A 12,953-nucleotide genomic window follows, 5' to 3' on the forward strand; every position below is an offset into this window, starting at 1 on the left:
TTCCGCCATGGTTCCGCAACTCGTTACAATTACAGTGAAAATAGAATGATCAAAGAAGCCCGCCCATGACCGCATTTAAATCAGATTTCCTGAACATTTTACAAGAACGCGGTTTCATCCACCAATGTTCCGATTTCGAGGGCCTCGACGCGCTGGCGGCGAAGGGCCAGGCGATCGCCTATGTCGGCTACGACTGCACGGCGCCCTCGCTCCATATCGGCAATTACCTCACCATGATGATGCTGCACTGGCTGCAGCAGAGCGGCAACAAGCCGATCACCCTGATGGGCGGCGGCACCACCATGGTCGGCGACCCCTCCGGCAAGGATGAATCGCGCGCGATCCGCTCGATTGCGGAAATCGAGGCCAACAAGGCCTCGATCCGTGGTGTGTTCTCCAAGGTATTGCGCTACGGCAACGGCGCCTCCGACGCGATCATGCTGGATAACGCGGAGTGGCTGACCAAGCTGAACTGGATCGAGATGCTGCGCGATATCGGCCGGCATTTCTCCGTCAACCGCATGCTGACGATGGACTCGGTCAGGCTCCGCCTCGAGCGCGAGCAGGAGATGAGCTTCATCGAGTTCAACTACATGGTCTGCCAGGCCTACGACTTCGTCGAACTGGCGCGGCGCACCGGCTGCCGGCTGCAGATGGGCGGCTCCGACCAATGGGGCAACATCGTCAACGGCGTCGATCTCGGCCGCCGCATGGGCACGGAGCAATTATTCGCGCTGACCACGCCGCTGCTGACGACGGCTTCCGGCGCCAAGATGGGCAAGACCGCGCAGGGTGCGGTGTGGCTCAATGCCGACCAGTTCTCGCCCTACGACTTCTGGCAATACTGGCGTAATGCCGAGGACGCCGACGTCGTCAAGTTTCTAAAGCTGTTCACGACCCTGCCGATGGGCGAGATCCAAAAGCTTGCGGCGCTGCAGGGCGGCGAGATCAACGAAGCCAAGAAGGTGCTGGCGACGGAGGCAACCGCGCTGCTGCACGGCCGCGAGGCCGCCGACACCGCCGCCGAAACCGCGCGCCAGACGTTCGAGGAAGGCGCGATCGCGGAGAGCCTGCCCACCGTGGAAGTCTCGCGCGGCGAACTCGAAGCCGGCATCGGCGTGCTGGGCGCCTTCGTCAAGGCCGGTCTCGTCACCTCGAACGGCGAGGCACGGCGCCAGATCAAGGGCGGGGGCTTGCGCGTCAACGATGCCGCCGTGACCGACGAAAAGATGGTGCTGACGCCATCCAACCTGACGCCGGAAGGCGTCATCAAACTTTCCATGGGGAAGAAAAAGCACGTTCTGCTCAAGCCGGCCTGACCCCTGCCTGCATAGGCGTATTCCCTTTTTTATGCTTGCGGGCCTTGGCGAAAACGCGCTCCCCTGCGTGCCATGGATGACAAGACGCTAGGGGGAGACGCGTTGGCGCGGCCGCTCAAGCCGGAGCGGGTTGCGCTCAACGTGCTGGCGCTGTGCTTTGCGCTGGCGCTGCTCGGCCGCGGGCTTGGCGAGAGCTTCACGGTCTTCCTGAAACCGATTGCGGAGAATTTCGGCTGGGACCGCGCGGAAGTGGTCTCGGTCTATTCGCTGACATGGCTGGCCGGCGGGCTGATGGCCCCCGTGATCGGCCGGCTGTTCGACCGCTATGGCCCGCGCGCCGTCTATTCGATCGGGCTGTTGCTGCTCGGCGGCGCGTTCCTGGTCGCCTCCCACGCGCAGGCACTTTGGCAATTGCAGTTGAGCACCGGGCTCGCCGTCGGGATCGGCATCGCCTTCATCGGCAACGTGCCGAACTCGATCCTGCTCGGCCGCTGGTTCGGCCCGCGGCTGCCCACCGCAATGGCGATCGTCTATTCCGGAACCGGCGCCGGCGTTCTGGTGCTGCTGCCGGCCTCACAGCTCCTGATCGATTACGTCGGCTGGCGCGGCGCCCACCAGATCTTCGGCATCATCGCACTGTGCCTGCTGGTGCCGTTGCTGTTGTTGCCATGGCGGCTGTTCGCCACGGGCTCACCGCACATCACCAGGAAAGCCGATCCCGACTTCGTCGATGGCGGCTGGACGCTCTCAAGCGCTATGCGCCACCACGCCTTCTGGGCGCTGTTCTCGACCTTCTTCTTCACCGCCGTCGGCATGTACGCGATCTCGGCGCAGATCGTCGCCTATCTGATCGATGCCGGCTTCCCGCCGCTGCAGGCCGCGACCGCCTGGGGCTTTTCCGGCGTCGTACTGCTGTTCGGCATGCTGGGAGTGACCCAGCTCGACAGCATCATCGGGCGCCGACCATCGGTATTGCTGAGCTATGCCATCTCGATTCTTGGCATCATCCTGCTCTGGCTGTTGCAGTACTATCCGAACTTCTGGCTGCTCGGCGCCTTCGTCGTGACCTTTGGCAGCATGATCGGCTCCCCCCGGCNACGGCGACCGCGATGAAGATTTTTCGCGGCGAGCGCGTCGGCACCATCTACGGCACGATCTCGATCGGCAGCGGCCTCGGCTCGGGATTGGGCGCCTGGGCCGGCGGCCTGATCCATGACTGGACCCACAGCTACAACCCCGTGATGGCGTTCGCGCTGATCGCGGTGGTGCTGGGGATGATCCCGTTTCTGGTCGTCCCGGCGCTCAGACGGTAGCCAGGCCTCGGCTCGCTTGCCGGGGGCTGTTCTTTTTTGCTGCGATCGTTTCAAGCAGCCAGTTCTTGAATGAGAGCATCGCTGGTGTCGGGTGCCGGGAGTGCAGCGACGTAATCCAGTAGTCGCCGAGCGCTACTTCGATCTGAAAAGGGCGCACCAGCCGCCGTCGACGAATCTCGTCCTGAAACAGCGCCGCTGGCAGCAGCGCAACGCCGAAGCCGCGCGCGGCTGCGCCGGCGATCGTGATGGATGAATCGAACACCATTCCCTTGAGGACCGGACTTTGCAGTCCCGCCGCGGCAAACCATCGCGGCCATTCCTCCTGCCGGTACGAACGCAGCAGCACTTCTCGCTTGAGATCGGCCGGCCGGCTCAGCCTGCGCGCCAGCGAAGGCGCGCAGAGCGGGGTAAATGGCGCTCCCATCAGGTGGGTCGCATCGGTACCGTGCCAAAGGCCATCGCCAAACCTGATCGCGTAATCGAGGCCCTCACCCGCGATGTCGATACGGTTGTTGTTGGTGAACAGGCGCAGATCGATCCGCGGATGGGCCTTCCTGAATGCGTCGAGCCGCGGCAGCAGCCATCCCGAAGCGAAGGTGCCGACGACGCCGACAGCGATGACATCCTGGTAGTGGCCGTCTTCAAAACGATTGAGCGTTTCGGTGAGCCGGCCGAAGGCCTCGACGATGCTCGGCAGCAGCAACTGCCCTTCGTCGGTGAGTGCGACGCCGCGGGGCAGCCGGCGAAACAACTGCACGCCAAGTCGATCCTCCAGCACCTTCACATGCTGGCTGACAGCCGCCTGCGTGACCCGAAGTTCCAGGCCGGCGCGGGTGAAACTGAGGTGGCGCGCGGTCGCTTCGAAGGCCCGCAGCGCATTGAGCGGAAGGTGCGAAAGCTTCGTCCGGCGCCGCATTGCTTGTCCCTAGTTTTTCTTATGCCTGCCCGCAGAACTGATCGTTTGTCAAGATTGCGGCCTGTCGGCACCTTCCCGCTCGCAGCAAGGAGAGATTCACGATGATTACGAGAAGACAGTTCCAGCTTGGATGCGGCGCGGCGCTGATAACGACTGCCTTGAGCGGCCGGCTGAAAACGGTACAAGCATCGACCCCAAATCAACGACTGATCGACGAGATCAAGCGTCTGGAGAGCGAGAGCGGCGGCCGGCTCGGTGTGTGTGTCCTGGACACGGCGACGGACACTCGTCACGTCCACCGCGGCGACGAACGCTTTCCGATGTGCAGCACCTTCAAGGCGCTGGCAGCCGCCGCGATCCTGGCGCGGGTCGATGCCGGCAAGGAACAGTTGACGCGGCGCATAACGTACGACGCGTCCGCGCTCGTCACCTACTCGCCTGTCACTGAAAAGCACGTCGGCGACGGGATGACACTCGCTGAAATCTGCGAGGCGGCGGTGACGCTGAGCGACAACACGGCCGGCAACCTGCTGCTCGCTGCTCTCAGCGGACCTCCAGGGCTGACGGCCTTCGCACGGAGTCTCGGCGACCAGGTCACGCGGCTGGACCGTAACGAGCCCTCGCTCAACGAGGCTTTGCCCGACGATCCCCGCGATACCACGACACCGAGCGCGATGGCTTCCAGTTTGCAGGCCCTCGTCGTTGGAACAGCGGCGCTGTCGGCTCCATCGCGCGAGCAACTGACGGCATGGCTGGTCGCCAACAAGACCGGCGACACCAGACTGCGTGCAGGCCTTCCGAAGGACTGGCGCGTCGGCGACAAGACCGGCACTGGTGCGCGAGGCACGAATAATGACGTCGCCGTGATCTGGCCCCCCGGCAAGGCACCCATCGTGATCACCGGCTATCTGACCGGCGCCACCGTTCCTGCCGCGCAGCAAAACGCCATTTGGGCTTCGGTCGCGCGGGCGGTCTCGGCCATGGCATCCGGCTAGATGCAGATCAGAGCAGTGATTTCCGCCGCAGGTAGCTTCCCATCCAGAAGCTTCGATCATCTACCGCCTGCGGCGGCGCCTGACTAATTATTCGGCGGGAGCTCGATCGGGGTGTTCTGCTTGCCGGTGTTGAATTCCATGATCTTTCGCGTCACGCCCGGAAACATCGCCGAAATCGGATTGACGCGCAGCACCGGCTGGCCGGGCGTGCCGACCACTTCGTAGGTTACGCCGATCAGGCCCTCGTTGCTGCCGCCACCGAGAATCACGCCCAGCACGGGAAGCTGGCCGAACATGTTGTTCAATCCATACATCGGAATGAAGGTGCCGCTCATGCGTACCTGATTGGCCACGGTATCGATGCTGCCTTCGATGGTCGCACCGATCATCGGTCCTTTCACGACGCCATCGCGGATCGATAGTTGTCCATTCTGTCGGGTGAACTCGGCTCGCAATGCGGTAAAGGAAACGCCGCTTTGAGTGCCGGTCGAGTTACCCGCGGCCACACGGTCGAGCGAAGCCTCACCTCTGATGGAGAAGTCGCGGACGTTGATCAGACCTTCCTTTGCGCTGGGCTCGACCGTCGGCGGCTCCAAGGCAAGCGACAATTGTCCGCCGACCACCTTGGAATACATGTCGGTGAAGCGGAAGAACGCGCCGGCGTCGTTGGTTTGCAGCACGATGATGTCGCGTCCCTGCCCCGCTCCGCGGCCACGCAGATCGGCCGTCACGGGCGTGTCGCGTCCGACCTTGCCGGAGAGCGTGAAGTTTTTGACGATGCCGTTGCGGCGGGAGAACTTGCTGTCGACGCTGCGTAGCGCCTCGCCGTTGAAGCCCGCGACCGCGCCGAGCTTGACGTCGATGTCGAGGTCGATGTTCCTCGACTTGTTTTTGGGATCGGCGTCCCTGCCCGAGATTGCCGATTTGAGGAAGCCGCGGCCGTCGAATACGTCGCCGCGCATCATGACCTTCACGACGCCATCGGCGCCGCGCTCGGCCTTCAACGAGGTCTTGTCGCCGTCCGACGGCGCATAGGTTGGAAAATTCGCGCTCATCAAGTCGCCGTTCTGGTCGACTTCGAGCGATCCCTTGATCGACACGCCGCCGCCTTCGACCACGATGTCCTGGAACAGCGTCGACTGTTCCTTCTTCACCACGTTGAACGTCGCCTTGCCCGACTTGCCGGGCGACTTGACCCAGCCCGGCAGGATGTTGTCGAGCCGCAGCGAGGTCAGATCGGCCTCGATGCCGACGCGGCTGTCATTCTCGCCGATCTTGCCGACCACCTTGATCGGGATCGAGCCGCTCACGGCAGGTCCGAGATCGATCCCGAGACGGGCGCGGCTGGCATCATCCAGCGTCGCCTGCAGCCTGATATCAGCATCGCCCTCGCTCGGCTTGCGATAGTCCAGCGAAGCCGCCTGCCCGTTGATCTTGACGTCGCCCTTGACCTGATAACCCGCATTGTTGGCCAGCACCTTCAGCGCGTTGGCCTCGAGCTTCTGGTTCATGACGAGCTTGTCGGCAGCAAATCCGCTGAGGTCGCCAATCACCGTGTAGGTGGTGTCGGCCTTGGTCATCGAGCCCTTGACCGGCATGCCGAGCGTGATGGTGGCGGCAACGTTCCCCTTGCTGGCGTTCGGATCGATCAGCGTACCGGAGAGATCGCTGATGCGGTCGGAAGCCAGAATCTCGGCCGCGGCCGGCACCGGACAATCCACCCTGAATTTCACCCGCGACGGCGACGGTTTCGGCGCCATGTCCGGCACCTCGAAGATGAAATCGGAAATGTTGATCTTGCGGCCGGCGGCGGTATCGGCAATTCCCTGCCCGATCGTCACCGTTGCCGTCCGACCGGTAACCCGCGCTTTCAAGTCCGCATCACGAACCGCCGGCATGTCGTCGACCGGGCGCGCCGTCACTCCCGAAGCAACGATGTTGACGGCCAGGCCATCGTCCGGAATCGGCGGTCCCTTGCGCGACAGGTTGCGCACCGGCGAATTGACGCCGACCTCGATGCGCTGGAGCGTGCCGCGCTCGATCCGCTCGATCACCCATTCGCGCACTTCAGGCACGATCAGGATCGGCCACATCCGCTTCAGTGCGGACGCCGACATCGGCGTGCCCGCAAAGCCAAGCTGCAGGCGGGCCTCGTTCGCATAATCGATACTGCCGGTACCCGCGATGCCGATCTCGCCGTTGCTGATGTCGGCCTGGGTGAGGAGCACGCGCTTGCGGTCGGTGTCGAACTTCATCCCGATCGAGATGCGGTTGAAGATCAACGGCGGTTCATTGTCGGTGCCGGCTAGCAGGATCGTGCCGCCGCTAAGGCCGGCCTGCCACTCGGTGGTGGCGCCGTTCGGCGGCTCGAGATGGCCAAGCAGCGTGATCCGGTTTGCGCCGGAAACGACCTTGAAGGGCGCGACCAGCACGCGCCGTCCGGCATCCCATTCCACGCTCATCTCCGCCGAATCGATCGGCATCGGATAGTCAGGCGTGTCACTGTCGATGAGATGTCCGGCGCCCGCCGTCACCTTGCCGCGGAAGTAAGTCGGCAGGCCATCGCGGCCCAATTCGCCTTTCAGCTCGCCGGAAAGCGGCAGGTCTGCGCCGTAGGTGAGATCCTTGACCCGCATCGCCAGCAGGATGTTGGCGGCCGGCACCTTGTCGGCGCGAAGATCGACCGAGCGCACGCCGTTCTGCGGCGGGCCGACCACCACCTTCAGCGACCATGGACGCGCGCCTTCCTCGCCAAGGCTCACCGCAACCCCGCCGCTGCTCGGGCGGCGCATGCTGAGGCTGATATTGTCGAACGTCCACTTGTTGCCGCGCTGCTGGTCGTCGACGACGAGATTGCCGTTCTTGAGGCCGATCTCGTTCAGATTCTGCCCGTCGAGTCCGGTCAGGCTGAGGCTGTCGAGCCAGTCGAGGCCGGCCAGCAATCCGTTCTGCGTCGGATCGGGAGTCGTCGCCGGCGCACCCTGGACAGGCGCAGGCGCCGCACGGGGGAATGTCGGCGCCATGCCGGCATCGCGCTTGGAGGCAACACCCGTCGCCAGCGGCTTGGCGGTGTCGCCGGCAGATACCGTCACCTGACCGTCCGGCGTGATTCGTACCGCGAGTTCGGCGTCGACCAGATTGAGACTTTCGGCGCGCAGCCGCCCCATCAAGAGCGCCGTGCCTGACAGTTTCACCTCGGCCTTCGGCGCAGTGGCGACAACGACCTGATCGCGATCGCGCACCACGATATCGCGGATGCGCACCGCGATTCGAATCCGTCCGGCCCGCTCGATCTGCGTACCGCCGACTGCAACCGTATTGCCGTGGCCGATATTTTCCTCGATCGCGGCCGCGAGCCAGGGCGTCGCGACATCGAGATTGATGGGCCCGGCGCCGAGCCGCCACCACAGCCCGCCGAAGCAGCCGATGAAAATCACCGCCAGCACGGCGATCACGATCGCCAGGCGCTTGAACCAGCGTTCGCCGCTCATCCAGCGCCGCAGCGCGGAGAACCTGTCGCCGGCACGGTGAAATCCGGAATCGGAACGCGACAACAGGCGCCGCGCGCGGTAGCCGGCAGCCTCGTCCTGTTCCCAGCCAGCCGCATCATCCCATTGCTGGGTCTCGGCACGCGGATTCGACCCCTTTGGCGAAGTATTCCTAGCCATTGCCTCTCGGTGTCGGAGCTGAGGTTGATCGCCGCCAAGGGCACGCTCATCGATCTGCATCGAGCGCTCCTGTGCCGGCATCGCTGCCAATCCTCGATTAATACTGTTACTCGTGGTCGGACCCAAGGACTGATTAGGCGGCCCCATCGACGAGCGGACGGGTGTAGCGTCGAATTCCTTGTAACCATACTCCGGGGTCATCAAAGTTGCCCCGCCGCCGGAGCGAATCCGACGGTCAAAGGCGAGACCCGCAATACCCTAATGGTTGATCTGCGGAAAGCGACGAAAGGAAGGCGTATGTCCAAGAAAACGCGCATGAAATCCTCCAAGCCATCCTCCCAAAGCCGCAAGACGCCCGCTCGAAAACCATCCGCAACCAAGGCCGCCCGTAAGACCGCCCACCCCGCCACCGCGGCGTCAGCCAAAAAGCCTGCCGCCAAGGTAGGCCTTAAGGCTGCCAAACCCGCCGCCAAGGAAACTGTCAAAAAACCGGCCAAGGCCGCTAAAATCGCATCAGCAAAATCGTCGCATAAGCCGACACCTAAAAAGTTAATAAAATCCGACCTATCGGATACGCCCAAGCCGGCTGCCGGAACCGGGCTGGCCGAAGGCATCATGGCACCCTCCTTTAGTCTGCCGCGGGATGGCGGCAGCAACGCGTCGCTGGCCGACTATGCGGGCAAGAAACTGGTGCTGTTTTTCTATCCCCGGGCCGACACCCCCGGCTGCACCCGGGAAGCGATCGACTTCACCCGGCTCCGCAGCGCGTTCTCGGAAGCGGGGGCTGAGGTGCTCGGCATCTCCGCCGACACCGTAAAGGCCCAGGAATCCTTCCGCGACAAACACCAGCTATCGGTTCCTCTGATCTCGGATGAGCAGCATCAGATGCTGGAGGCCTATGGCGCCTGGGGCGAAAAATCGATGTATGGCAGGACCTTCATGGGAATCATTCGCACCACGGTTCTGATCGACGCCGATGGGCGGATCGCCAGGATCTGGCGCAATGTCCGGGTCGACGGCCATGCCGACGAGGTGCTCGCCGCGGCGCAGGCCATCTGATTTGACCAGTTCCCATTTTCCAAAAATTAACCATGAGAGGGTCAAATCGGCCGCGCAAATTGAGCCGTACGGAACTTGTCTCCGACCGGCGCGGGAGTGCCGATGTCGTACCGTTCCGGTCATTATTCCGATCACCACCATCCTCATGATCATGGCCGGACGCCGCCGCGCCGGCCTGCGCCCCAGGCGGCAAGGGCCGCGGCAGCAAGCGACGGCAACGGCTATGCCATCGTCCATGCCGGCAAGCAGGTCCGCTTCGGGCCGGTGGTATTCTGGATCGTGGTCGGCACGATCGTGCTGCTCGGCATGTGGTCGGCGGCGACCGCTACTTACTTTGCGTTTCGCGACGACGTCCTGACCCGACTGATCGCCCGTCAGGCCGAGATGCAATACGCCTATGAAGACCGCATCGCGGAGCTGCGCGCCAAGGTCGACCGCACCACCAGCCGCCAATTGCTCGATCAGGAACAGTTCGACCAGAAACTCGACCAGATCATGCGCCGCCAGACCGCGCTCGAATCGCGCGCCACCGCGCTCGGCGCAATGCCGGATGCGGCTGCCACCGGTTCGATTCGGCCCGCGGCCCGCGGCGCGACCGTGGAGACGCCCCCGTCCGGCACCCTGAAGCCCTCCCCGATCAGCGACACCGTGATCTTCGTCGCGCCGCCGGATCGCGAAGCGCGGCTGGAATCGCGCACGCCCATCGTGACCAAGCCGCAGTCAAATCAGTTCGCCAAGGTGCAGGGCGTCGACAACGTGCTGGTGCGCCTGCAGACTTCGCTCGATTCCGTCGAGCGGCGCCAGATGGCGGCGCTGAGCGCGGTCGAGGACAGCATGGAATCGCGCGTCCGCCGCATGCGCGGCGTGTTCACCGATCTCGGCCTCGACATGGCGCAGCTCGAGGCGGCAACGCCGCGCTCGGCGATGGGCGGCCCGTTCGTACCGGTGAAGCTGTCGGCCGATGCCGGCGCCTTCGAGCGCCAGCTCTATCGCATCAACGTCACGCGCACCCAGATGCAGCGCCTCAACGCGACGCTGGCGCTGGTGCCCTACCGCAAGCCCGTTGTCGGCGAAGTCGAATTCACCTCGGGCTTCGGCGTGCGCAGCGATCCCTTCCTCGGGCGCCCGGCCATGCATACCGGGTTAGATTTCCGCGCCGCCACCGGCGATCCCGTGCGCGTCACCGCGAACGGCAAGGTCGTATCATCGGGATGGATGGGCGGCTACGGCCGCATGGTGGAGGTCGATCACGGCAACGGCTTGTCGACCCGTTACGGTCATCTGTCGGAAATTCACGTCAGGGTCGGCGATGTCGTCAAGATCGGCCAGGTGATCGGCGCTGTCGGCTCGACCGGCCGCTCCACCGGTCCGCATCTGCATTATGAAACGCGGATCGACGGCGATGCCGTCGACCCGCAGAAGTTTTTGCGCGCCGGCGTCAGGCTGAGCGCGGGATAGAGGGTTCCGCCGTCAGCGGCGTCCGCCTATTGATTACGTGCGGAGCATTTCCTCTATTCTACGCCACCGCTTTCACCGTCGCCCAAATAGAACCGGCATGCGGTCGCGTCGGTGATTTTTTTGGACCTGATGTCGGCTCACATGGAGTTCAGTCGTCCTTGTGGCAGAGACTGAGCTAACCTGACCAAATCCCTCTGAGAAACCCCGCTCAGTACCGGAGAATATAACGTCATGTCCCAAGGCAATACCGTTCGTTTGCATCGTGTCTTCGCCACCAAGCCGGAGAAGGTTTTTCGCGCCTTCCTCGATGCGGAAGCCCTGGCCAAGTGGCTGCCGCCCTACGGCTTCACCTGCAAGGTCCATCACCTTGAAGGGAAAGTTGGCGGCACATTCAAAATGTCGTTCAACAATTTCACCACGAACACGGGCCATTCGTTCGGCGGAGAATATCTGGAGATCGTGCCCAACGAGCGCATCCGGTACACCGATCGTTTCGACGACCCCAACCTGCCTGGTGTCATTGAGGTCACCGTGACCCTGAAGGAGGTTTCGGTCGGAACCGAAGTCAATATCGAGCAGGCAAACCTGCCGACGGTGATTCCGGTCGAGGCCTGCTATCTCGGCTGGCAACAGTCGCTCGCCCAGCTCGCGCTGGTCGTGGAGCCGAATATTCCGGGATAGTGACGGGTTGAGAAGAGGCACCACGCCGTGGTGCCTCTTTTCTCTTGTGCCCGATCCTCTAGTGCCCGACCTCGCCGGTGATGATGTCGCCGAATACTTCCCACGCCTCGCCGTTGAACTTCATCAACCGCATCTGCTCGATCGGAAAGAAGTCGTTGGCCGACGTGTTGATCTTGATGCCGGGCAGCAGCACCTCGCTGGTGACGTCCTTGAGGCTCGCGGCCTGTTTCATCACATTCTCGCGGGTGAGGTTGTCGCCGCACTGCTTCAGCACCTGGACCATGGTCTGCGCCGTGGCATAGCCGTAGATATTATTGGCGTTGGTCTTGTCGCCGTCGGGGAAATATTTGTCCATGAAGGCGAGCCAGGCCTTGATGCCCGGATCATCCTTCCACAGCGGATCGGTCGGATCCTTCAGATAGGCGGTCGAAATGATGCCCTTCGAATTGTCGAGGCCGGCAGGCTTGAGCACCGCCGCGACCGAGGTCGAGACGTTACCGAGGAAATAGACCGGCTTCCAGCCGAGTTCCGCGACCTTGCGGATCGCCTGCGCCGCCCCCTTCGGCGCCGCCCAGGTCATCATGATGTCGGCGCCGGAATCCTTCAGCGCGACGATCTGCGAATCGATGGTGGGATCCGAAACCTCATAGGACTTGTCGGCGATGATCATGTTGGCCTTGGCCCCCAGGCCGTCGCGCAAACCTTTCATCTGGTCCTTGCCGGCATCGTCATTCTGCCAGAGGGCGGCGATCTTTCCGTTCGGATAGTTCTTCAGGATGTAGGCGGCGTAGATGCGGCCTTCGCTCTGGTAATTCGGCTGCCAGCCCATCGTCCACGGAAAGTTCTGCGGATCACCCCATTTGGTCGCGCCGGTCGCGACAAAGAGCTGCGGCACCTTCTTCGCATTCATGTATTTCTGAATAGCGGAATTCGACTGCGTGCCGAGCGGCTGGAAGATCAAAAGCACTTCGTCGCTTTCGACCAGCTTGCGCGCCTGCTCGACCGCCTTCGGCGGACTGAAAGCGTCGTCGTAACTGATGAAATTGATCTTGCGGCCGTTGATGCCGCCCTCGGCGTTGATCTTGTTGAAATAGGCGGCCTGCGCCTTGCCGATCGTGCCATAGGCCGACGCCGGGCCGCTGTACGGCATGATGTTCCCGATCTTGATTTCGGTATCGCTGGCGCCGGGATCGTATTTCTTCTGTGCTTGCGCCGTGGCGGCGATCATGGCTGCGGCGGCGAACGCCGTCAGGGTAACAAGATTTCGTACACGAACCGGCATCGTTTTCTCCCCGTCGTTTCTTGTTCTGATCAGGTCTTATTTTGACGAAGTCTCGCAAGCTGCTTCAACGCTTGCAAGCTTGTGCTTATTCCGCATGGCGAAACGGGATTGTTGGCGAGCGCCAATTGTGGTTGATGCACCCTGGCGCCATCGCTTGGCGTGATTGCGAGGCCCGGAAGGTTGGACAGGTTGAAACCGAACGTACGAATTGGACCGCGGCATCCAAAACTCGCGGCCGGCGGCTTCCGCTTCGCGCGCTGGC

8 protein-coding genes and 2 pseudogenes are annotated in these 12,953 nt (G+C 63.0%); 7 read left to right on the forward strand and 3 right to left on the reverse strand.

The window, feature by feature from the left end:
* Positions 1 to 65 precede the first annotated feature (65 nt).
* The 3 genes and pseudogenes from tyrS to CQ14_RS47310 all read left to right on the forward strand — a co-directional run.
* Entirely contained in the window at positions 66 to 1,319 is a 1,254-nt protein-coding gene (tyrS, locus tag CQ14_RS36860; protein WP_057862654.1) for a tyrosine--tRNA ligase, read from the forward strand.
* A gap of 72 nt (positions 1,320 to 1,391) precedes the next feature.
* A pseudogene (locus CQ14_RS36865) lies at positions 1,392 to 2,415 on the forward strand (MFS transporter); the annotation flags it as partial.
* A 1-nt stretch (position 2,416) separates the two neighbouring features.
* A pseudogene (locus tag CQ14_RS47310) lies at positions 2,417 to 2,632 on the forward strand (MFS transporter); the annotation flags it as partial.
* Here the strand turns inward: CQ14_RS47310 and CQ14_RS36870 are convergent.
* On the reverse strand, positions 2,622 to 3,548 hold the full coding sequence (locus tag CQ14_RS36870) for a LysR family transcriptional regulator (RefSeq protein ID WP_057862655.1): 927 nt from the start codon (positions 3,546 to 3,548) through the stop codon (positions 2,622 to 2,624). The pseudogene CQ14_RS47310 and the gene CQ14_RS36870 sit on opposite strands and share 11 nt — an antisense overlap.
* A 101-nt stretch (positions 3,549 to 3,649) precedes the next feature.
* Between CQ14_RS36870 and bla the strand changes: the two genes are divergently transcribed.
* Positions 3,650 to 4,543 carry a class A beta-lactamase gene (gene bla, locus CQ14_RS36875; RefSeq protein WP_057862656.1) on the forward strand — a complete coding sequence of 298 codons (894 nt, stop codon included), beginning with the start codon at positions 3,650 to 3,652 and terminating at the stop codon, positions 4,541 to 4,543.
* Positions 4,544 to 4,626: 83 nt separating this feature from the next.
* On the opposite strand, the gene CQ14_RS36880 is transcribed toward bla, so the two are convergent.
* Positions 4,627 to 8,292, reverse strand: a complete 3,666-nt coding sequence (locus tag CQ14_RS36880) for a YhdP family protein (protein WP_057862657.1) — start codon at positions 8,290 to 8,292, stop codon at positions 4,627 to 4,629.
* A 216-nt stretch (positions 8,293 to 8,508) separates the two neighbouring features.
* Here CQ14_RS36880 and CQ14_RS42955 point away from each other — a divergent pair, with 216 nt between their 5' ends.
* The 3 genes from CQ14_RS42955 (at position 8,509) to CQ14_RS36900 (ending at position 11,409) form a co-directional block, all read left to right on the forward strand.
* On the forward strand, positions 8,509 to 9,270 hold the full coding sequence (locus CQ14_RS42955; protein ID WP_082650196.1) for a peroxiredoxin: 762 nt from the start codon (positions 8,509 to 8,511) through the stop codon (positions 9,268 to 9,270).
* Positions 9,271 to 9,372: 102 nt separating this feature from the next.
* Positions 9,373 to 10,728, forward strand: coding sequence for a M23 family metallopeptidase (locus CQ14_RS36895; RefSeq protein ID WP_199805714.1), 1,356 nt, complete (start codon positions 9,373 to 9,375; stop codon positions 10,726 to 10,728).
* Positions 10,729 to 10,959: 231 nt separating this feature from the next.
* Positions 10,960 to 11,409 (forward strand): SRPBCC family protein, encoded by a 450-nt coding sequence (locus CQ14_RS36900; RefSeq protein ID WP_057862661.1) that lies wholly within the window; start codon positions 10,960 to 10,962, stop codon positions 11,407 to 11,409.
* A gap of 58 nt (positions 11,410 to 11,467) precedes the next feature.
* Here CQ14_RS36900 and CQ14_RS36905 read toward each other — a convergent pair whose 3' ends face one another.
* Complete coding sequence (locus tag CQ14_RS36905; RefSeq protein ID WP_057862662.1) at positions 11,468 to 12,691, reverse strand: ABC transporter substrate-binding protein; 1,224 nt, start codon at positions 12,689 to 12,691, stop codon at positions 11,468 to 11,470.
* Positions 12,692 to 12,953 lie beyond the last annotated feature (262 nt).

This window comes from Bradyrhizobium lablabi, assembly GCF_001440475.1.
In the GTDB taxonomy this organism is placed as follows: Bacteria; Pseudomonadota; Alphaproteobacteria; order Rhizobiales; family Xanthobacteraceae; genus Bradyrhizobium; species Bradyrhizobium lablabi.

What these genes read in the sequence shown, in the direction of transcription:
- CQ14_RS42955 (WP_082650196.1), top strand. Translation starts at nt 8,509, where the DNA reads ATGTCCAAGAAAACGCGCATGAAATCCTCCAAGCCATCCTCCCAAAGC.
- CQ14_RS36870 (WP_057862655.1), bottom strand. Translation starts at nt 3,548, where the DNA reads ATGCGGCGCCGGACGAAGCTTTCGCACCTTCCGCTCAATGCGCTGCGG.
- bla (WP_057862656.1), top strand. Translation starts at nt 3,650, where the DNA reads ATGATTACGAGAAGACAGTTCCAGCTTGGATGCGGCGCGGCGCTGATA.
- tyrS (WP_057862654.1), top strand. Translation starts at nt 66, where the DNA reads ATGACCGCATTTAAATCAGATTTCCTGAACATTTTACAAGAACGCGGT.
- CQ14_RS36880 (WP_057862657.1), bottom strand. Translation starts at nt 8,292, where the DNA reads ATGCCGGCACAGGAGCGCTCGATGCAGATCGATGAGCGTGCCCTTGGC.
- CQ14_RS36905 (WP_057862662.1), bottom strand. Translation starts at nt 12,691, where the DNA reads ATGCCGGTTCGTGTACGAAATCTTGTTACCCTGACGGCGTTCGCCGCC.
- CQ14_RS36895 (WP_199805714.1), top strand. Translation starts at nt 9,373, where the DNA reads ATGTCGTACCGTTCCGGTCATTATTCCGATCACCACCATCCTCATGAT.
- CQ14_RS36900 (WP_057862661.1), top strand. Translation starts at nt 10,960, where the DNA reads ATGTCCCAAGGCAATACCGTTCGTTTGCATCGTGTCTTCGCCACCAAG.